The sequence below is a fragment of the Enterobacter cloacae complex sp. HYC003_NIDB genome (assembly GCF_056673375.1).
Window position 1 is genome coordinate 4,352,395 of record NZ_CP114220.1, and the last position, 17,194, is coordinate 4,369,588.

18 protein-coding genes are annotated in these 17,194 nt (G+C 54.6%); 9 read left to right on the forward strand and 9 right to left on the reverse strand.

All coding sequences use genetic code 11. The annotated features are described in order from the left end of the window. Positions 1 to 99: 99 nt before the first annotated feature. Together msrA and paeA are read left to right on the forward strand one after the other, a co-directional pair. Positions 100 to 741: a peptide-methionine (S)-S-oxide reductase MsrA gene (msrA, locus tag O1722_RS20815; RefSeq protein ID WP_006810351.1), complete on the forward strand. Its 642-nt coding sequence runs from the start codon at positions 100 to 102 to the stop codon at positions 739 to 741. Positions 742 to 952: 211 nt separating this feature from the next. Further along, on the forward strand, positions 953 to 2,290 hold the full coding sequence (gene paeA, locus O1722_RS20820; RefSeq protein ID WP_006810357.1) for a polyamine export protein PaeA: 1,338 nt from the start codon (positions 953 to 955) through the stop codon (positions 2,288 to 2,290). Between the two features lie 59 nt (positions 2,291 to 2,349). Here the strand turns inward: paeA and O1722_RS20825 are convergent, their stop codons facing one another. The 4 genes from O1722_RS20825 to O1722_RS20840 all read right to left on the reverse strand — a co-directional run bounded on the left by O1722_RS20825 (position 2,350) and on the right by O1722_RS20840 (position 4,111). After that, a complete protein-coding gene (locus tag O1722_RS20825; protein ID WP_033487884.1) occupies positions 2,350 to 2,754 on the reverse strand; it encodes a hypothetical protein in 405 nt (134 codons plus the stop codon). Beyond that, the gene (locus tag O1722_RS20830) at positions 2,732 to 3,148 is read right to left on the reverse strand and encodes a polymorphic toxin type 44 domain-containing protein (RefSeq protein ID WP_071887066.1); all 417 of its coding nucleotides are present in this window, start codon (positions 3,146 to 3,148) and stop codon (positions 2,732 to 2,734) included. Before O1722_RS20830 ends, O1722_RS20825 begins: the two co-directional genes overlap by 23 nt. After that, on the reverse strand, positions 3,145 to 3,636 hold the full coding sequence (locus O1722_RS20835; RefSeq protein ID WP_033487883.1) for an Hcp family type VI secretion system effector: 492 nt from the start codon (positions 3,634 to 3,636) through the stop codon (positions 3,145 to 3,147). The genes O1722_RS20830 and O1722_RS20835 overlap by 4 nt, the downstream gene beginning before the upstream one ends. 268 nt (positions 3,637 to 3,904) lie before the next feature. Continuing rightward, positions 3,905 to 4,111, reverse strand: a complete 207-nt coding sequence (locus O1722_RS20840) for a DUF1107 domain-containing protein (protein WP_003856054.1) — start codon at positions 4,109 to 4,111, stop codon at positions 3,905 to 3,907. A gap of 324 nt (positions 4,112 to 4,435) precedes the next feature. Between O1722_RS20840 and O1722_RS20845 the strand changes: the two genes are divergently transcribed. Continuing rightward, on the forward strand, positions 4,436 to 4,993 hold the full coding sequence (locus O1722_RS20845; protein WP_017383934.1) for a YtfJ family protein: 558 nt from the start codon (positions 4,436 to 4,438) through the stop codon (positions 4,991 to 4,993). Here the strand turns inward: O1722_RS20845 and cysQ are convergent. Continuing rightward, complete coding sequence (gene cysQ / locus O1722_RS20850) at positions 4,987 to 5,727, reverse strand: 3'(2'),5'-bisphosphate nucleotidase CysQ (RefSeq protein WP_015572488.1); 741 nt, start codon at positions 5,725 to 5,727, stop codon at positions 4,987 to 4,989. The two genes, O1722_RS20845 and cysQ, sit on opposite strands and share 7 nt — an antisense overlap. A gap of 190 nt (positions 5,728 to 5,917) precedes the next feature. Between cysQ and O1722_RS20855 the strand changes: the two genes are divergently transcribed. Further along, complete coding sequence (locus tag O1722_RS20855; RefSeq protein ID WP_033487882.1) at positions 5,918 to 7,861, forward strand: bifunctional 2',3'-cyclic-nucleotide 2'-phosphodiesterase/3'-nucleotidase; 1,944 nt, start codon at positions 5,918 to 5,920, stop codon at positions 7,859 to 7,861. Positions 7,862 to 7,954: 93 nt separating this feature from the next. Here O1722_RS20855 and O1722_RS20860 read toward each other — a convergent pair whose 3' ends face one another. Then, positions 7,955 to 8,341, reverse strand: a complete 387-nt coding sequence (locus O1722_RS20860) for a winged helix-turn-helix transcriptional regulator (protein ID WP_032671494.1) — start codon at positions 8,339 to 8,341, stop codon at positions 7,955 to 7,957. Between the two features lie 84 nt (positions 8,342 to 8,425). Between O1722_RS20860 and O1722_RS20865 the strand changes: the two genes are divergently transcribed. From O1722_RS20865 to O1722_RS20875, 3 genes are all read left to right on the forward strand, one after another. Further along, the gene (locus tag O1722_RS20865; RefSeq protein ID WP_033487881.1) at positions 8,426 to 9,274 is read left to right on the forward strand and encodes an SDR family oxidoreductase; all 849 of its coding nucleotides are present in this window, start codon (positions 8,426 to 8,428) and stop codon (positions 9,272 to 9,274) included. An 81-nt stretch (positions 9,275 to 9,355) separates the two neighbouring features. Beyond that, positions 9,356 to 10,180: an AraC family transcriptional regulator gene (locus O1722_RS20870; RefSeq protein WP_017694662.1), complete on the forward strand. Its 825-nt coding sequence runs from the start codon at positions 9,356 to 9,358 to the stop codon at positions 10,178 to 10,180. 75 nt (positions 10,181 to 10,255) lie between these two features. Next, complete coding sequence (locus tag O1722_RS20875) at positions 10,256 to 11,221, forward strand: DMT family transporter (protein ID WP_017383939.1); 966 nt, start codon at positions 10,256 to 10,258, stop codon at positions 11,219 to 11,221. Between the two features lie 79 nt (positions 11,222 to 11,300). Here the strand turns inward: O1722_RS20875 and O1722_RS20880 are convergent, their stop codons facing one another. Further along, the gene (locus O1722_RS20880) at positions 11,301 to 12,950 is read right to left on the reverse strand and encodes a methyl-accepting chemotaxis protein (protein WP_015572485.1); all 1,650 of its coding nucleotides are present in this window, start codon (positions 12,948 to 12,950) and stop codon (positions 11,301 to 11,303) included. Between the two features lie 245 nt (positions 12,951 to 13,195). Here O1722_RS20880 and ytfE point away from each other — a divergent pair, with 245 nt between their 5' ends. Continuing rightward, on the forward strand, positions 13,196 to 13,858 hold the full coding sequence (ytfE, locus tag O1722_RS20885; protein ID WP_015572484.1) for an iron-sulfur cluster repair protein YtfE: 663 nt from the start codon (positions 13,196 to 13,198) through the stop codon (positions 13,856 to 13,858). Between the two features lie 86 nt (positions 13,859 to 13,944). Here the strand turns inward: ytfE and cycA are convergent, their stop codons facing one another. After that, on the reverse strand, positions 13,945 to 15,354 hold the full coding sequence (cycA, locus tag O1722_RS20890) for a D-serine/D-alanine/glycine transporter (RefSeq protein ID WP_032652302.1): 1,410 nt from the start codon (positions 15,352 to 15,354) through the stop codon (positions 13,945 to 13,947). A 314-nt stretch (positions 15,355 to 15,668) separates the two neighbouring features. Continuing rightward, positions 15,669 to 16,289: a BamJ family beta-barrel-assembly machinery protein gene (gene bamJ, locus O1722_RS20895; protein WP_008502892.1), complete on the reverse strand. Its 621-nt coding sequence runs from the start codon at positions 16,287 to 16,289 to the stop codon at positions 15,669 to 15,671. Positions 16,290 to 16,520: 231 nt separating this feature from the next. Here bamJ and O1722_RS20900 point away from each other — a divergent pair, with 231 nt between their 5' ends. Beyond that, positions 16,521 to 17,159 carry an OapA family protein gene (locus O1722_RS20900; RefSeq protein ID WP_015572481.1) on the forward strand — a complete coding sequence of 213 codons (639 nt, stop codon included), beginning with the start codon at positions 16,521 to 16,523 and terminating at the stop codon, positions 17,157 to 17,159. Positions 17,160 to 17,194 lie beyond the last annotated feature (35 nt).

Below are 17,194 nucleotides of genomic sequence, written 5' to 3' on the forward strand. Positions count from 1 at the left end.
CTTATGATTAAATCTAGACTCATTCATCGCATTTATTGTGTTCAATTAAACGCTTCGTGACAACCTTAACCGAAACAACGCTACCCGGGAGGCCCCACCGTGAGTTTATTCGATAAAAAGCATCTGGTATCACAAGCCGATGCGTTACCGGGACGCAACACCCCTATGCCAGTGGCAACATTACACGCCGTAAACAACCATTCAATGACAAACGTTCCTGATGGAATGGAGATCGCCCTGTTTGCCATGGGCTGCTTCTGGGGCGTAGAACGCCTGTTCTGGCAACTGCCGGGCGTGTACAGCACCGCTGCGGGCTACACCGGAGGATATACGCCTAACCCAACCTACCGCGAAGTCTGTTCCGGTGAGACCGGTCATGCTGAAGCGGTGCGTGTGGTGTATGACCCGAGCGTCATTAGCTATGAACAGCTGCTCCAGGTGTTCTGGGAAAACCATGACCCGGCGCAGGGCATGCGTCAGGGTAACGATCACGGCACCCAATACCGTTCGGCCATCTACCCGCTCACCCCAGAGCAGGAGGCCGCCGCCCACGCCAGCCTGACACGTTTCCAGGAAGCGATGCAGGCGGCCGGTGATAAACGTCAGGTCACGACGGAAATCGCTACCGCGAAACCGTTCTACTATGCCGAAGACGACCACCAGCAGTACCTGCATAAAAATCCGTACGGCTACTGCGGTATCGGCGGCATTGGCGTTTGCCTGCCTCCCCAGCAGGCCTGATTACTGCATCAGCGCCACGCGAGCCGCGTGGCGCACAGCCTCTCCCTCCCGCCACGTTTTGCCGAAAACGTGACCTCTGGCAGGTTTACACGTCTTTACGCTATACTACCGCTGAAATAATCGGCTCAACGCTACGAGCTGAGTTCAATGTGTCTTCACACGAATGGTATCAACTCCCCTTCTGAGGATCTGGCGAGAAGCCGGATAAACTATGTTAAACAGTATTTTAGTAATACTTTGTCTTATTGCCGTCAGTGCATTTTTCTCGATATCGGAGATCTCGCTGGCTGCCTCCCGTAAAATCAAACTGAAGCTGCTTGCCGACGAGGGCAACATCAACGCATCACGCATTCTGAAAATGCAGGAAAACCCCGGCATGTTCTTTACCGTGGTGCAGATTGGCCTGAACGCGGTCGCCATCCTTGGCGGTATCGTGGGCGATGCAGCGTTTTCTCCGGCGTTTTATAGCCTCTTTGTTAAGTACATGTCCGTAGAGCTGGCCGAGCAGTTGAGCTTCATCCTCTCCTTCTCCCTGGTCACCGGCTTGTTCATTTTATTCGCGGACCTGACCCCGAAACGCATCGGTATGATTGCGCCAGAAGCTGTGGCTTTGCGTATCATCAACCCGATGCGCTTCTGCCTGTATGTCTTCCGTCCGCTGGTGTGGTTCTTTAACGGCCTGGCGAACGTCATTTTCCGCATCTTCAAGCTGCCGATGGTGCGTAAAGACGACATCACCTCCGACGATATTTATGCGGTGGTGGAAGCCGGGGCGCTGGCAGGCGTGCTGCGTAAGCAGGAGCACGAGCTGATTGAGAACGTTTTCGAACTGGAATCCCGTACCGTGCCTTCCTCCATGACCGGCCGTGAAAACATCATCTGGTTCGATCTGCATGAAGACGAGCAGAGCCTGAAGACCAAAGTGGCGCAGCATCCGCACTCCAAGTTCCTGGTCTGTAACGAAGATATCGACCATATCATCGGCTATGTGGACTCCAAAGACCTGCTGAACCGCGTGCTGGCAAACCAGAGTCTGGCGCTGAACAGCGGCGTGCAGATCCGCAACACCCTGATAGTGCCGGACACCCTGACGCTCTCCGAAGCGCTGGAAAGTTTCAAAACCGCCGGGGAAGACTTCGCGGTGATCATGAACGAATACGCGCTGGTGGTGGGCATTATCACCCTCAACGACGTTATGACGACCCTGATGGGCGACCTGGTCGGCCAGGGGCTGGAAGAGCAGATTGTTCAGCGTGACGAAAATTCATGGCTCATCGATGGCGGTACGCCGATTGAAGACGTCATGCGCGTACTCGACATTGACGAGTTCCCGCAGTCCGGCAACTACGAGACCATCGGCGGCTTTATGATGTTTATGCTGCGTAAAATCCCGAAACGTACCGACTCGGTGAAGTTCTCCGGCTTCAAGTTTGAAGTGGTGGATATTGATAACTACCGCATCGACCAGCTGCTGGTAACGCGTATTGATAGCAAACCGACCGTGCTGGTGCCGAAACTGCCGGATGCGGAAGAGAAGGTGTCGGCGTAATTTATGAAGGGCAGCGGTGAGCTGCCCTTTCTTTTACCCTCCGAGATTCACCCTAACTTTTAAAAAGGTGATGAATTCAAATAGATAAACGTCGAGTAAGATATATTGCTAAATTGATAAATTTTTCCACTGACTGTGATATATAAAGCGTTTTCTTTACTCTCTACTTTTGCTTCAGGATCCGTAGTTATCAGAAATGGAGCATACCCGTTCCTGACATCGCCTAAAAAAGCTTCTTCCGATTTTTTTGACGACGCCAGATAATATTTGTATACATTCGAAGTCGTAGCTCCCGCATTGCTTTCTGTAATATACAGTACAGAAACCTTCCCGATATTTTCTTTACGAATAATGTCTTGCTCGATATAGAGAAACTCATCAACAGCACGCCATATGCCATAGGAAGAGATCAGGATTGCGAGTAATATATATATTTTCTTCCTAGAAACCAGCACGCTGAGCATAGTCTATCCCCGCTCTAATCCATGTTTGATCTGTAGGATCATCGCCATGAGGATCTGGTCCTTGATAGTTCTCAAAATCAGGAGAACTCGTTCCCGCCAGAATTTGAGCGATACCTGCACCTCGTAGCAATATCTCAGGTTTTATACCAGCAGCAATACCCACCGCTCCATAATGAAAGTTGCCGAAATTTTCGTATTGCCTGCCTAATTGATTTTTATAATCCCAGGGGCCATGCCCTCGAACCTGCTTGTAAAACCAAAGATATGTTAACGCTGATGGACCACGGTGAAAACGAGCTATCATCATGTTGCTTACAACTGATACTCCTACGGGGGAGAAGGAAGATATATCATAGGGAAGATGAGGATTCACTGCACTTACCGGATATCTCATTGTTTACCCCTTTCATTCCAGCTATCTGAAAAAAGCAGGTTTCCGTCACAATGTTTCCAAGTGATTTTTTCATAACGTACTTCTACACATTCAAGATGGTTATGCTTCTCCTTTAATACATCTTTAGTATCATGCATTATTGGTGAAACCCCAACAATAGTAACGTTCTCCAAAAGCATATTGTTATATTCAACTTCTTGCCCGGCATCATTAATACGATACCATTTAAACTCTGCGCTTATTAATTTTTGGCCTGTACAAACGGCCTTAAATAGATAGGGAGACGAGGAATCAAACTCTTTCAAAAAAATGATGCTTGAATGTTTCCTTGTTCCTGTAATTTTTCCTGTCAATGGATCAGTAGGAATTGATACGTTATGTGAAAAACCATTAACCTCTATACTCGACTCTCTTCCTTTAACATCTACAGCCCCCTTAATTAACGCACCACCATCATCCTTCAGCCATAAATAAGCAGGAATAGCCATCATTAAACTCCTTTTTCAAAGTGAGATAACCATTGTTCCTGCGTAACGAGAAAAGACCAATATACAGTTAATCCTTTATTGTCCTGTATCAACAGTTACACACTAAAAAGTAAATTTAGATTCACTTAATAAAAGGGTGAAATCTATCCGCATCACAGAATGATTACGTGAAATATCCAGTAAATGAATATATTTGAAACTACGGCTACAAACATCAACGGCTCCCATCGGGAGCCGTCTTTTTAACTACTACTGCATAGCACGTTGGTTAAGCCATCTCAGTTTGCAGACGCATAACCTGACGGTTGACTTCGGACATCACAGACAAGTGCTGTTTGTCCTTCACTTTTGGGATAAGGATTTTGCCCTTATCGAACTCAAAAGCGCCAACATCCTTGATGTACAACCGTCCACGGAACAGGATCTTCACGTACTTCGCCACCTGAAGCGGGTTGTAGCGTTGGAAAATTTTCATTCTTGTATCTCCTGCGAATCATACGCTCTTGCGGTGCCACAATCGGCCCGACTGTCCTGAGCGCAAATTTTGATGCCCAATGACTATAGACCAGAACCTCGTACTTACCCAGTGTGCATAAGTTTATTTACCGTTTGATTACAATTATTCAGAATAATCTTTGCAAAGCGTGATACAGCGCAGTATATGCCGTCGTTTTTGCATGGATATGTGCGTTCGCCCGCAAACTGGCATCGGGATTGCGGGAAAAGCCTATTGATCGCACTTATGATTAAAAGCGCATGACCAAGTGGTCGGATCACCTGCTAACAATAAGGAAACACCATGACCCTACGTAACCTCCTGGCAGCAGCTTGCCTGTTGCTGCCGCTGATGGCTTCCGCACACAACATTGAAAAAGGACAACGTGTCCCGCCGGTCGGCATTGCTGACCGGGGAGAATTGATTCTCGACAATGATAAGTTTAGCTATAAAGCCTGGAATAGCGCGCAGCTTGCGGGCAAAGTGAGAGTTGTACAACATATTGCCGGACGTACATCCGCTAAAGAGAAAAATGCCACCCTCGTGGAAGCGATCAAAGCCGCAAAACTCCCGCACGATCGCTACCAGACCACCACCATCGTGAACACCGACGACGCGATTCCCGGCTCCGGGATGTTTGTGCGCTCAAGCCTTGAGAGCAATAAGAAGCTCTATCCCTGGTCGCAGTTTATTGTCGACAGCAACGGCGTGACGCGTAAGGCGTGGCAGCTGGAAGAAGAGAGTTCAGCGATTGTCGTGCTGGACAAAAACGGTCGCGTACAGTGGGTTAAAGACGGCGCGCTGACGCAGGATGAGGTGCAGCAGGTGGTTGCCCTGCTGCATAAGCTACTGACTCAGTAAAGTGATACCCGGAAGCCCGGATTCAGGAATGACTCGCGCGGGGTGTAGTCCAGTGGCTTACCCTGCCAGTCATGCACATGCGCGCCAGCGGCCGCCGCCACCGCATGCCCTGCCGCCGTATCCCAGACGTTCGTCGGCCCGAAACGGGGGTACAGCTGCGCCTGCCCTTCCGCCACCAGACAGAACTTCAGCGACGAGCCAATCGACGTCGTCTGGTGTTCACCCAGCTGTTGCAGATACTCCTCCAGCTCGCTGTCACTGTGCGAGCGGCTGATCACCACCAGCGGAGGACGAGCATCACGCACCTGGATCTGCTTACGCACGCCGCACTCTTCCTTCCAGGCTTTACCTTCCGCCGCGCTGTACATTACTTTCATCACCGGGGCGTAAACCACGCCAAGCACCGCTTTTCCTTTTTCAATCAGGGCGATGTTGACGGTGAATTCACCGTTACGCTTGATAAACTCTTTCGTGCCGTCCAGCGGGTCGACAAGCCAGTAACGCTGCCAGTGCTGACGTTCATCCCAGCTCTGGGGCGCTTCTTCAGAAAGGACCGGAATATCCGGCGTCAGGGCCTGCAAACCTTTCAGGATCACCGCATGCGCCGCGATATCCGCCGCCGTCACCGGGGAGTCATCCGCTTTGCTGACAACATCCATCGGTTTCGCACCGTCGTACACCTGCATAATGGCATCACCCGCATCCCGTGCGAGCTGACAAATTTTATCTAACATTCTCCACCTCTTCGTTAACGCAGTGGGCATAACTTATTGTTTTAGTTATATCGTAATGTGAACAATTCCGCTATCTGTGAAGCAATTCTGGTTTCAGCGCCCTTTTTTCTGGCAGCATTCACACTTCTGTAAGCAACAAATACTACATACATATTCTTTTGTGGCTTGGATCGAAAAAAGGACTCCTCAGATGATTAAGTTTAGCGCAACGCTCCTGGCAACGCTGATTGCGGCAAGCGTTCAGGCAGCGACGGTGGATCTCCGTATTCTGGAAACCACCGATCTGCACAGCAATATGATGGACTTCGATTACTACAAAGATACCCCTACGGAAAAATTCGGACTGGTACGCACGGCAAGTTTGATCAACGCCGCCCGCGGTGAAGTGAAAAACAGCGTGCTGGTCGATAACGGGGACTTAATTCAGGGCAGCCCGCTCGGAGACTACATGGCGGCGAAGGGGCTGAAAAAAGGCGAGATCCATCCTGTTTATAAGGCAATGAATACGCTGGACTATGCCGTCGGCAACCTGGGCAACCACGAATTTAACTACGGCCTGAAATACCTGCACGACGCGCTGGCAGGTGCAAAATTCCCGTACGTTAACGCCAATATCATCGACGTTAAGACGAAGAAGCCGCTCTTCACCCCTTATCTGATTAAAGAGACCGAGGTTGTCGACCAGGACGGTAAAAAACAGACGCTGAAAATCGGCTATATCGGTTTTGTGCCGCCGCAGATCATGACGTGGGATAAAGCCAACCTCGACGGGAAAGTGACCGTCAACGACATTACCGAAACCGCGCGCAAATACGTGCCGGAGATGCGGGCGAAAGGGGCGGATGTGGTCGTCGTCGTGGCGCACTCTGGCCTCTCGGCCGACCCGTATCAGGTGATGGCTGAGAACTCCGTGTACTATCTCAGCCAGGTGCCGGGCGTGGATGCGATCCTGTTTGGTCACGCCCACGCCGTCTTCCCGGGCAAAGATTTCGCTGATATCAAAGGCGCGGACATCGAAAAAGGGACGCTCAACGGTGTGCCATCGGTGATGCCGGGCATGTGGGGCGACCACCTTGGCGTGGTGGATCTGGTGCTGAATAACGACAGCGGAAGCTGGAAAGTCACGCAGTCGAAAGCGGAAGCGCGTCCGATCTACGACGCAGCGGCCAAAAAATCTCTGGCAGGGGAAGATAAAAAGCTGGTCGACATCCTGAAGCATGACCACGATGCGACGCGTGAATTTGTCAGCAAGCCGATCGGTAAATCGGCTGATAACATGTACAGCTTCCTCGCGCTGGTACAGGATGACCCGACCGTGCAGGTAGTCAACATGGCGCAGAAAGCCTATGCGGAGCACTATATTCAGGGCGATCCGGATCTGGCAAATCTGCCGGTACTGTCTGCCGCGGCGCCATTCAAAGTGGGCGGGCGGAAGAACGATCCGGCCAGCTACGTTGAGGTGGAGAAAGGCCAGCTGACCTTCCGTAATGCCGCCGATCTCTACCTCTATCCCAACACCCTCGTGGTGGTGAAAGCCACCGGGAAAGAGGTGAAGGAGTGGCTGGAGTGCTCTGCCGGGCAGTTCAACCAGATCGATCCGCACAGCAGCAAACCGCAGTCGCTGATTAACTGGGACGGTTTCCGTACCTACAACTTCGACGTGATCGACGGCGTGGAATATCAGATTGACGTTACCCAGCCCGCGAAATATGACGGCGAATGTCAGGCCATTAATCCGCAGGCAGAACGCATCAAAAACCTGACCTTCAACGGCAAAGCGATTGATCCGAATGCCACTTTCCTGGTGGTGACCAACAACTACCGCGCCTATGGCGGCAAGTTTGCCGGTACGGGTGACAGCCACATCGCCTTTGCCTCGCCGGATGAGAACCGTTCGGTGCTGGCGGCGTGGATCAGCGCGGAGTCGAAAAAGACGGGTGAAATTCATCCGGCGGTGGATAACAACTGGCGACTTGCGCCGATCCACAGCGACACTAAGCTGGATATTCGCTTTGAGACATCTCCGTCCGATAAAGCAGCCGCGTTTATCAAGGATAAGGCGCAGTATCCGATGCAAAAGGTCGCGACGGATGATATTGGGTTCGAGATTTATCAGGTGGATTTGAGCAGGTAGCGATGATTGTGCCGGGTGGCGGCTTGCGCTTACCCGGCCTACGCGCAATCCTCGATCCCGTAGGCCGGGTAAGCGCAAGCGCCACCCGGCATTTCATGCCGCACGCTCTTCCCGGTTTGCCATCACCTGCGGCGTATTGACCTCAATCCAGTCGGCCAGCGCGGCCACCTTCTCGCTTACCTCCCGCCCCAGCGGCGTCAGGCTATACTCCACATGCGGCGGCACGACCGGATACGACACGCGATCGACAAACCCGTCATGCTCCAGCGCCTGTAAAGACTGAGCCAGCATCTTCTCGCTGACGCCGCCCATCTTGCGGCGCAGATCGCTGAAGCGATGCGTCCCCTGACGTAACGCCACCAGGATCAGCACGCCCCAGCGGCTGGTTACGTGTTTGAGCACCTCCCGTGACGGGCACTGTTCCGCAAAGAGGTTGCCATCGCGCATTTGCTCGCTGAGCGTTGGTATTGTTGTTTTCATACTTACCTTTTTGTACGTACTTACTAAAAGTTAGTTATGGTGATAGTGTGCCACAACACCAGACAAACACGAAGGAGATTCATCATGATCGCGATTACCGGCGCAACCGGCCAGCTTGGCCAACACGTTATTGAAGAACTGCTGAAAACCGTTCCGGCCAGCCAGATCGTGGCTATTGTGCGTAACCCGGCGAAAGCCGAAGCGTTGCGTCAGCAAGGGGTCGTTGTGCGTCAGGCGGATTACACCGATGAAGCCGCATTTACCACCGCGCTGAACGGCGTGGATAAACTGCTGCTCATCTCCTCCAGCGAAGTGGGCCAGCGTGCCGTACAGCACCAGAACGTGATAAACGCCGCCAAAGCCGCTGGGGTGAAATTCATCGCCTATACCAGCCTGCTGCATGCTGACAAATCTCCGCTGGGTCTGCACGTTGAGCACGTCGAAACCGAAAATGCCCTGGCGGCCTCCGGCGTGCCTTACGCTCTGCTGCGCAACGGCTGGTACACCGAAAACTACCTGGCAAGCGCGCCGCCAGCGCTGGAACACGGCGTATTTATGGGTGCCGCAGGCGAAGGCAAAATTGCCTCTGCGACCCGTGCGGATTATGCGGCGGCGGCAGCGAAAGTGATTTCTGAAGAGGGTCATGCCGGCAAGGTGTATGAACTGGCGGGTGATAATGCCTGGACGCTGAGCGAACTGGCTGCGGAACTGAGCAAGCAGAGCGGTAAGCCGGTAACGTATCAGAACCTCAGCGAAGCCGATTTCGCCGCTGCGCTGAAAGGCGTTGGTCTGCCTGCCGGGCTGGCGGAGATGCTGGCGGACTCCGACACCGGCGCGTCCAAAGGCGGCCTGTTCGACGACAGCCGTACCCTGAGCAAACTGATCGGCCGCACAACCACATCACTGGCGGAAAGCGTCAAAGCCATCCTGTAGTTGTTAAAAATTGGTTATTTTTTGTGGCATCCCCTCGGGTCATCTCTGATAATGAAGCGATGACCCACAAGGAGGCTCACCGTGCAAGGCGTACCGGAACAGTTCACTGATGAGAGAGACAGCGCGCGCTTTCGCCATCTGGCGCAGCTGCCGGGCCTGGAGCTTTATCACGCCCATATCTCTGACTACGCCTTTGAGCCTCACACTCATGAAGCCTTCGGTATCGGCACCATCGAAACCGGTGCCGAACGCTTCCGCTATCGCGGTACCCAGCATCTTGCCGCGGAAAAATCCGTCGTGACCATGAACCCGGACGAGATCCACACCGGGGAATCCGCCACCGAAGGCGGCTGGCGCTACCGAATGGTCTACATCGAACCCGACCTGCTGGAAGAGGTCACCGGCCTGCGTCACTGGTGGTTTAATGACGTCACGCGCCACGACCCTTTGCGCTCGCAGCAGATTGGCCGGTTAATTTACGGCCTGTGGCACACCAACGATCCGCTGGCGCAGAAGGGGCTGCTACTGGATTTGATTCAGACTTTTCAGCCACTGGCCCATCATGCGCCGGTGGTGCAGGAGGCCGCGCATCGCTTCGAACGCGTTCGCGACTATCTGCACGACAACTATATGCGCTCGCTGACCCTGGACGAGCTGGCTAACGTTGTCTCGCTCAGCCCGTACCATTTTCAGCGCCAGTTCAAAGCCCATTTCCACGTTACGCCCCACCAGATGCTGATGGCCATCCGGCTGTGGCGCGCAAAAGCATTCCTCACCCACGGCATGCCTGCCGCCGAGGTGGCCGCCGCGACCGGGCTGACCGATCAGTCGCATTTAACCCGCGCCTTCACCCGTCGCTACGGCATCACGCCCGTGCGCTACCAGAAACAGGTTATGCCGCGCTAATGCGCAACCTCATACAATACGCGCGCGTTTTGCCCTCCTACACTGATCGCAAAGTGAATCAAGATGGATGGAAAAATGATTAGCGGCGTGTTGTATGCCCTGCTTGCGGGTTTGATGTGGGGGCTGATTTTTGTCGGCCCGCTGATTGTGCCGGAGTACCCGGCAATTTTGCAGTCGACCGGACGTTACCTGGCGCTGGGGCTGATTGCCGTGCCGCTGGCGTGGCTGGGGCGCGCGCGTCTGCGTCAGCTGGGCCGCCAGGACTGGCTCACCGCGCTGGCGCTGACCATGATGGGTAATCTGATCTACTACGTCTGTCTGGCGAGCGCCATTCAGCGCACCGGTGCGCCGGTGTCCACCATGATTATCGGCACGCTGCCGGTGGTCATCCCGGTTTTCGCGAACCTGCTTTACAGCCAGCGTGACGGCAAACTGGCGTGGTCAAAAATGGCGCCCGCTCTGGTCTGCATCGCCGTGGGGCTGGTGTGCGTGAATATTGCCGAGCTTCGCCACGGCCTCGAAAACTTCAGCTTGTGGCGTTACGGTTCAGGGATCTTTCTGGCGTTTATCTCGGTTGTCTGTTGGGCCTGGTATGCCCTGCGCAACGCACGCTGGCTGCGGGAAAACCCGGATAAACATCCGATGATGTGGGCGACGGCGCAGGCGCTGGTCACCCTCCCTGTCTCGTTGCTAGGCTATGTGGGCGCGTGTGTCTGGCTGGGTAGCCAGCAACCGGCATTTACCCTGCCCTTCGGACCGCGCCCGTGGGTATTCGTCGGGTTAATGGTCGCCATTGCCGTGCTCTGTTCGTGGGTGGGCGCGCTGTGCTGGAACATTGCCAGCCAGAAGCTGCCGACGGTGATACTGGGGCCGCTGATTGTCTTTGAGACGCTGGCAGGGCTGCTCTATACCTTCCTGATGCGTCAGAGCGTGCCGCCGCTGCTAACGGCCTGCGGGATCGCGCTGCTGGTCGTTGGGGTGGTGATTGCGGTGAGAGCGAAGCCGGAAAAACCGATGGTCGTTCCGGCGTCGGAGGGGTGAGCTTTTCGCCCAGCGGCGCTTCGCTTGCAGGGCCTACAAACCGTAGGCCGGGTAAGCGTCAGCGCCACCCGGCACAGTATCAGAACGTTTCCCAGTTCGCTTCAGACGCCGCCGCGACGGGCTGCGCTTTAGGTGCATAGGTCTTTACCGGCGCGGCTTTCACCGCCTGGTTGCGGGTGATCTTAAACACCGCCACCGCGTCGTTCAGGCGTGCAGCCTGATCTTCCAGCGCCGCCGCTGCCGCCGCAGACTCTTCCACCAGCGAGGCGTTCTGCTGGGTGACGCGATCCATCTCCGCCACCGCCTGACCCACCTGGTCGATACCGCGGCTCTGTTCGTCGGAGGCCGACGCAATCTCACCCATGATGTCCGTCACGCGCGTAACCGCATTGACGATCTCCGCCATCGTCGCGCCCGCTTCATTTACCAGCTGAGAACCCGCGTTGACGCGTTCGCCGGAATCATCGATCAGCGCTTTGATCTCTTTCGCCGCCTGCGCGCTGCGCTGGGCAAGGGTACGCACCTCGCCCGCGACAACCGCGAAGCCACGTCCCTGCTCGCCCGCGCGCGCCGCTTCTACCGCCGCGTTCAGCGCCAGAATATTGGTCTGGAAAGCAATGCCGTCGATCACGTTAGTAATTTGCGCGATTTTGCTGGAACTGGTGGCGATTTCGTCCATGGTGCGCACAACGCCCTCGACCACGTTACCGCCCTTCTTCGCGGTGGAGGAGGCGTCCAGCGCCAGACGCGACGCCTGACGTGCGTTATCGGCGTTTTGCTTCACGGTGGCGGTTAACTGTTCCATGCTGGCTGCCGTCTCTTCCAGAGAAGCGGCCTGTTGCTCGGTACGAGAGGAGAGATCGTTGCTGCCCGCCGAGATTTCACCCGCGCCGGTGTAGATGGTATCAGCGCCTTCACGCACCACGCCCACCGTGTTGGCCAGCGCAGTCTGCATCTCCTGAACGTTGCGCGCCAGGATCGCCATTTCATTTTTACCCTCAGCCTGAATCGGCTGGGTTAAATCCCCTGCGGCAATGGCGCGGATATGGTTGATCACCTCTTCCAGCGGCAGCAGCAGCACGCGGCGCATCGCAATCCAGCTGGAAATAATCACCGCGATCACCAGCAGCATCACCGCAGAAAGGATCCACAGAATGCGTTTGTAGTCGCTTTCATTGTCCCGGATCCCTTTGGCGGTCAGCGCGGCCTGCGCCTCACGCCACTCGCGATAAACCTTTTGCATCGCGGTCTGCTTCTGTTCGGCATTTTGTTTGAACATATCTTCCAGATTGCCCTGCCCCAGCAGAACGTTCATTTGCGTCAGCGTGGCGGAGTAGACGCGGTATTGCTCTTCCAGACGATCGGCCAGGTGCTCGTCCATACCCGGCGTTTCCGGCAGCGCGTAGTATTTATCGTAATGGATCTGGGCATCGGCCAGCAGGTTTTTCGCGGTATTGACCAGCTCGTTCAGCTGCCCGCCGTTAATCTGTGACGCCATGCTGCTTTGCAGGCGCAGCATGCCGCGGTTGAGAGTGACGCGCGCCTGGTTCAGGCTGATCCAGGCGTCGGTAAACTCCGCGACGTTCTGGCTGGAAAGCTGAGAAACGGTGAAGTTCTCTTTATCGTTATTGAGTGCGTTAATGAAAATGCCAGCGGAGATCAGCTGCATGATGCCGAGCACAAGCAGCACCGAAATCAAAAGAGTAATGACTTTTATACGTTTAAACATGCGTTGCCTTTTTTATATACAGGTATTGTCTGACCTGTATCTATCGGCACGTTCGGCAGGTTGTTTACTGTTTCTCCACCTTTAAAAACTTTCGAAAGCCCTTTTCTGCATTCAATCAGCAAGTTAAAAGCACGCTTTTTTTGTGATCCCCTTCTCATTTTCACCCTTGCCTCTAAAGGGTTATAGTATCCACCTAAAGATGTATTTAAAATGCACCTTATATTCCTGATGATGAGGTAACTGTTATGGCCTTCCGCGACCAACCCTTAGGCGAGCTGGCGCTCTCCATCCCTCGCGCTTCTGCGCTGTTCCGTAAATACGATATGGATTACTGCTGCGGTGGTAAGCAAACGCTGGCGCGCGCAGCGTCGCGTAAAGAGCTGGATGTGGAGGCTATCGAAGCGGAGCTGGCTCAGCTGGCTGAACAGCCTGTCGACAAAGACTGGCGCACCGCGCCGCTGGCTGAAATCATCGACCATATCATTGTGCGTTACCACGATCGTCACCGCGAGCAGCTGCCGGAGCTGATTTTACAGGCGACCAAAGTTGAACGCGTTCATGCCGATAAACCTTCCGTACCGCGCGGCCTGGCGAAATACCTGACCATGCTGCACGAAGAACTTTCCAGCCACATGATGAAAGAGGAGCAGATCCTCTTCCCGATGATCAAACAGGGCATGGGCAGCCAGGCCATGGGGCCCATCAGCGTGATGGAAAGCGAACATGATGACGCCGGCGAACTGCTGGAAGTGATCAAACACACCACCAACAACGTCACACCGCCGCCAGAAGCGTGCACCACCTGGAAAGCCATGTACAACGGCATTAACGAGATGATCGACGATCTGATGGAACACATCAGTCTTGAGAATAACGTTCTGTTCCCGCGTGCATTATCGGGTAAATAAAAAAGCCCGGTGGCGCTAGCGCTTACCGGGCCTACAACATCCGCGAACGTAGGCCGGGTAAGCGTCAGCGCCACCCGGCAACATGCTTAGCGCATGCCCGCCATACGTTTCTTACCGATAAACAGCCAGCCAAGCCCCAGCGCGATAAACCACAGCGGCGTGACCATCAGCGCCTGTCGGGTATCTTCTTCCAGCGTCAGCAGCACCAGCACGAAGACGAAGAACGCCATGCACACCCAGCACATCATCTTGCCCAGCGGCATCTTGTAGATCGACTTCTCGTGCAGGTGTGGACGCTGCTTGCGGTACACCAGGTACGAGCAGAGGATGATGGTCCAGACGAACATAAACAGGATCGCCGACACCGTGGTGATCATGGTGAACGCGCCGATTACGCTCGGGTTGACGTAGAGCATCACCACACCGCCCAGCAGACAGATGCAGGAGAAGGTCAGCCCTTTCGCTGGTACCGCGCGTTTAGACAGTTTGGCAAACGCGCTCGGAGCAACGCCCTCCTGCGCCAGGCCGAACAGCATACGGCTGGTGGAGAAGACGCCGCTGTTCGCGGAAGAGGCCGCAGAGGTCAGCACCACGAAGTTAATCAGGCTCGCGGCAGCAGGCAGCCCCACCAGCACGAACAGCTCGACGAACGGGCTCTTGGTTGGCACCACCGAGCTCCATGGCGTCACGGACATAATGACGATCAGCGCGAACACGTAGAACATGATGATACGCAGCGGAATGGAGTTAATCGCGCGCGGCAGGGATTTCTCCGGATCTTTGGTTTCCGCCGCCGTGGTACCGACCAGCTCAATCCCGACAAACGCAAACACCGCAATCTGGAAGCCGGCAAAGAAGCCGCTGATACCTTTCGGGAACCAGCCGCCGTCATTCCACAGATGGGCAAACGAGGCCTGTACGCCGGTTGGCGACTGGAAGTGCGTCAGCACCATCACCAGCCCGACGACAATCAGCGCGATGATGGCGACGATTTTGATCATCGCGAACCAGAACTCCATCTCACCGAACATTTTAACGGTGGCGAGGTTCAGGCTCAGCAGCAGAACAATCACCGCCAGCGAAGCCACCCAGTCCGACAGGCCGGGGAACCAGAATTGGGCGTAGGCCGTAATAGCGACAACATCCGCCATGCCGGTAACCACCCAGCAGAACCAGTAGGTCCAGCCGGTAAAATAGCCCGCCCACGGGCCGAGCAGGTCTGACGCGAAGTCGCTGAAGGATTTGTATTCGAGATTCGAGAGCAGCAATTCACCCATTGCACGCATCACGAAAAAGAGCATAAAACCGATGATCATATAAACGAAGATGATCGACGGGCCGGCAAGACTGATGGTTTTGCCCGAGCCCATAAACAGCCCGGTGCCGATGGCTCCACCAATGGCAATAAGCTGAATGTGACGGTTCGTGAGATTTCGCCGTAGCGACTGTTCAGACGTCGCCTCTTCTGCGGCGGCGACTTTGACCTGATCTACCATGTGATATTTTCCTGTTTATGCCTGTCTGTGTTGTTAAGGCTCTTCTGGCCTTTATATACGCCAAATAAATGACGGACCCTGTGTAAGGACTAATCGATAGTAGGTAAGAATCGGCGGGATGAATACTATGATTTGAATATTATGTTAATAATATGTTGAAAGTGAGTGTCATATCACTCATACAGCGCGAAACAGCTCACAAAAATACACGTAACAGTTTCGTTTGCAATACAAAATGTTGATTTCGTCGTAACTCCGGGTTTTATCGCTATTTTCCTCTCCCCGATCGGAGAGAGGAAAATAAGAAAAACCGATTACAGGATTTCCAGCAGCTCGACTTCAAACACCAGGGTGCTGAATGGCGGAATGGACGCGCCAGCGCCACGCTCGCCGTAAGCCAGGTTGTGCGGGATAGTGAGTTCCCATTTGGAACCTACTGGCATCAGGGTCAGGGCTTCGATCCAGCCTGCGATAACGCCGTTGACCGGGAATTCAGCCGGTTCGCCACGCGCGACGGAGCTGTCGAACACGGTACCGTCGATCAGCTTACCGGTGTAGTGTACGCGAACGTGGTCGGTACGCGCCGGGATTGCGCCATCACCCTGATTGATTACGCGGAACTGCAAGCCGGACTCGGTGCTGTTCACGCCTTCACGCTCACGGTTCTCTTCCAGATATTTCACGCCTTCTGCCGCCATCTCTTCGAAACGCGCGCGACGTACGGCGTCAGCACGTTCGTGGATTTCACGCAGCGCACGGTGCACAACGTCAACCGGCACAGCGGGCTGCTTGCCTTCCAGCGCGTCAGCGATACCCGCCACCAGCGCTTCCGGTAACAGACCTTCCAGGCCGGATTCGCTCAGCTGCTGTCCTACCTGCAAGCCGATGCCGTAGCTTGCCTGCGCTTCGATAGTGTCAAAAGTCGGGGTGGTCATGGGTTTTCCTTCCATCACATTTAAAGTAGCGGGCAGCATATCAGCCATGCCCTTATGGGTAAAACTTTGTCTTAAGTAAAGGTGACAAACTGCGACGAAACGGAAACAATAGTAGCCGTCAGGATTTTCCCTAATATATGTCACGAAAGCTGGCTTTGTTACGCCCATCAGGCAGTTAGCAAACTACACTTCTCAGGACAGGATAAAAAGACGCGGAGCAGGAGGAGAGCCATGCCCGGGCGATTTGAACTGAAACCTACCCTGGCGAAAATCTGGCATGCGCCGGATAACTTTCGCATCATGGACCCGCTGCCGCCTTTGCACCGCAGAGGCATTATTATCGGCGCGTTGCTGATCGTCATCGGCTTCCTGCTTCCTTCCGGCAGTGACAACGTTGATACCGCGCCGGTCAGCCGGAATGCTGAGCTGGATATCCAGTCGCAAAGCCAGCCGCAGCCTGATTCACAGCCGATGCAGACGCAGCTGGTCACACCGTCTAACGATCCGGGCCAGGTTGCGCCGGTTGAACCTGAACCGGTTCAGGAAGATCAGGAGCAGGCCGCCGCCCCTTCAGAGCCACAGGCGCAACAGCCCACCGGCATTGAGCAGCAGTGGCGTTCGTATCGCGTAGAGCCTGGGAAAACTCTTGCCCAGCTGTTCCGCGACCACAATCTGCCAGCAACGGATGTGTATGCCATGGCGCAAGTCGAGGGGGCAGGCAAACCGCTCAGCAACCTGCAAAATGGTCAGATGGTGCAGATCCGCCAGAATGCCAGCGGGGTGGTGACCGGGTTAACGATCGATACCGGAAACGGGCAGCAGGTACTGTTTACCCGCCAGCCGGACGGCAGTTTCATCAGAGCACGTTAATGGCCCAGGCCGGGTAAGGCGATGCCGCCACCCGG

What these genes read in the sequence shown, in the direction of transcription:
- O1722_RS20865 (WP_033487881.1), top strand. Translation starts at nt 8,426, where the DNA reads ATGATCGCGATTACCGGCGCAACCGGCCAGCTTGGCCAACACGTTATT.
- O1722_RS20825 (WP_033487884.1), bottom strand. Translation starts at nt 2,754, where the DNA reads ATGCTCAGCGTGCTGGTTTCTAGGAAGAAAATATATATATTACTCGCA.
- O1722_RS20900 (WP_015572481.1), top strand. Translation starts at nt 16,521, where the DNA reads ATGCCCGGGCGATTTGAACTGAAACCTACCCTGGCGAAAATCTGGCAT.
- paeA (WP_006810357.1), top strand. Translation starts at nt 953, where the DNA reads ATGTTAAACAGTATTTTAGTAATACTTTGTCTTATTGCCGTCAGTGCA.
- O1722_RS20860 (WP_032671494.1), bottom strand. Translation starts at nt 8,341, where the DNA reads ATGAAAACAACAATACCAACGCTCAGCGAGCAAATGCGCGATGGCAAC.
- O1722_RS20835 (WP_033487883.1), bottom strand. Translation starts at nt 3,636, where the DNA reads ATGGCTATTCCTGCTTATTTATGGCTGAAGGATGATGGTGGTGCGTTA.
- O1722_RS20880 (WP_015572485.1), bottom strand. Translation starts at nt 12,950, where the DNA reads ATGTTTAAACGTATAAAAGTCATTACTCTTTTGATTTCGGTGCTGCTT.
- O1722_RS20875 (WP_017383939.1), top strand. Translation starts at nt 10,256, where the DNA reads ATGATTAGCGGCGTGTTGTATGCCCTGCTTGCGGGTTTGATGTGGGGG.
- O1722_RS20830 (WP_071887066.1), bottom strand. Translation starts at nt 3,148, where the DNA reads ATGAGATATCCGGTAAGTGCAGTGAATCCTCATCTTCCCTATGATATA.
- O1722_RS20855 (WP_033487882.1), top strand. Translation starts at nt 5,918, where the DNA reads ATGATTAAGTTTAGCGCAACGCTCCTGGCAACGCTGATTGCGGCAAGC.
- cysQ (WP_015572488.1), bottom strand. Translation starts at nt 5,727, where the DNA reads ATGTTAGATAAAATTTGTCAGCTCGCACGGGATGCGGGTGATGCCATT.
- O1722_RS20845 (WP_017383934.1), top strand. Translation starts at nt 4,436, where the DNA reads ATGACCCTACGTAACCTCCTGGCAGCAGCTTGCCTGTTGCTGCCGCTG.
- cycA (WP_032652302.1), bottom strand. Translation starts at nt 15,354, where the DNA reads ATGGTAGATCAGGTCAAAGTCGCCGCCGCAGAAGAGGCGACGTCTGAA.
- O1722_RS20840 (WP_003856054.1), bottom strand. Translation starts at nt 4,111, where the DNA reads ATGAAAATTTTCCAACGCTACAACCCGCTTCAGGTGGCGAAGTACGTG.
- bamJ (WP_008502892.1), bottom strand. Translation starts at nt 16,289, where the DNA reads ATGACCACCCCGACTTTTGACACTATCGAAGCGCAGGCAAGCTACGGC.
- ytfE (WP_015572484.1), top strand. Translation starts at nt 13,196, where the DNA reads ATGGCCTTCCGCGACCAACCCTTAGGCGAGCTGGCGCTCTCCATCCCT.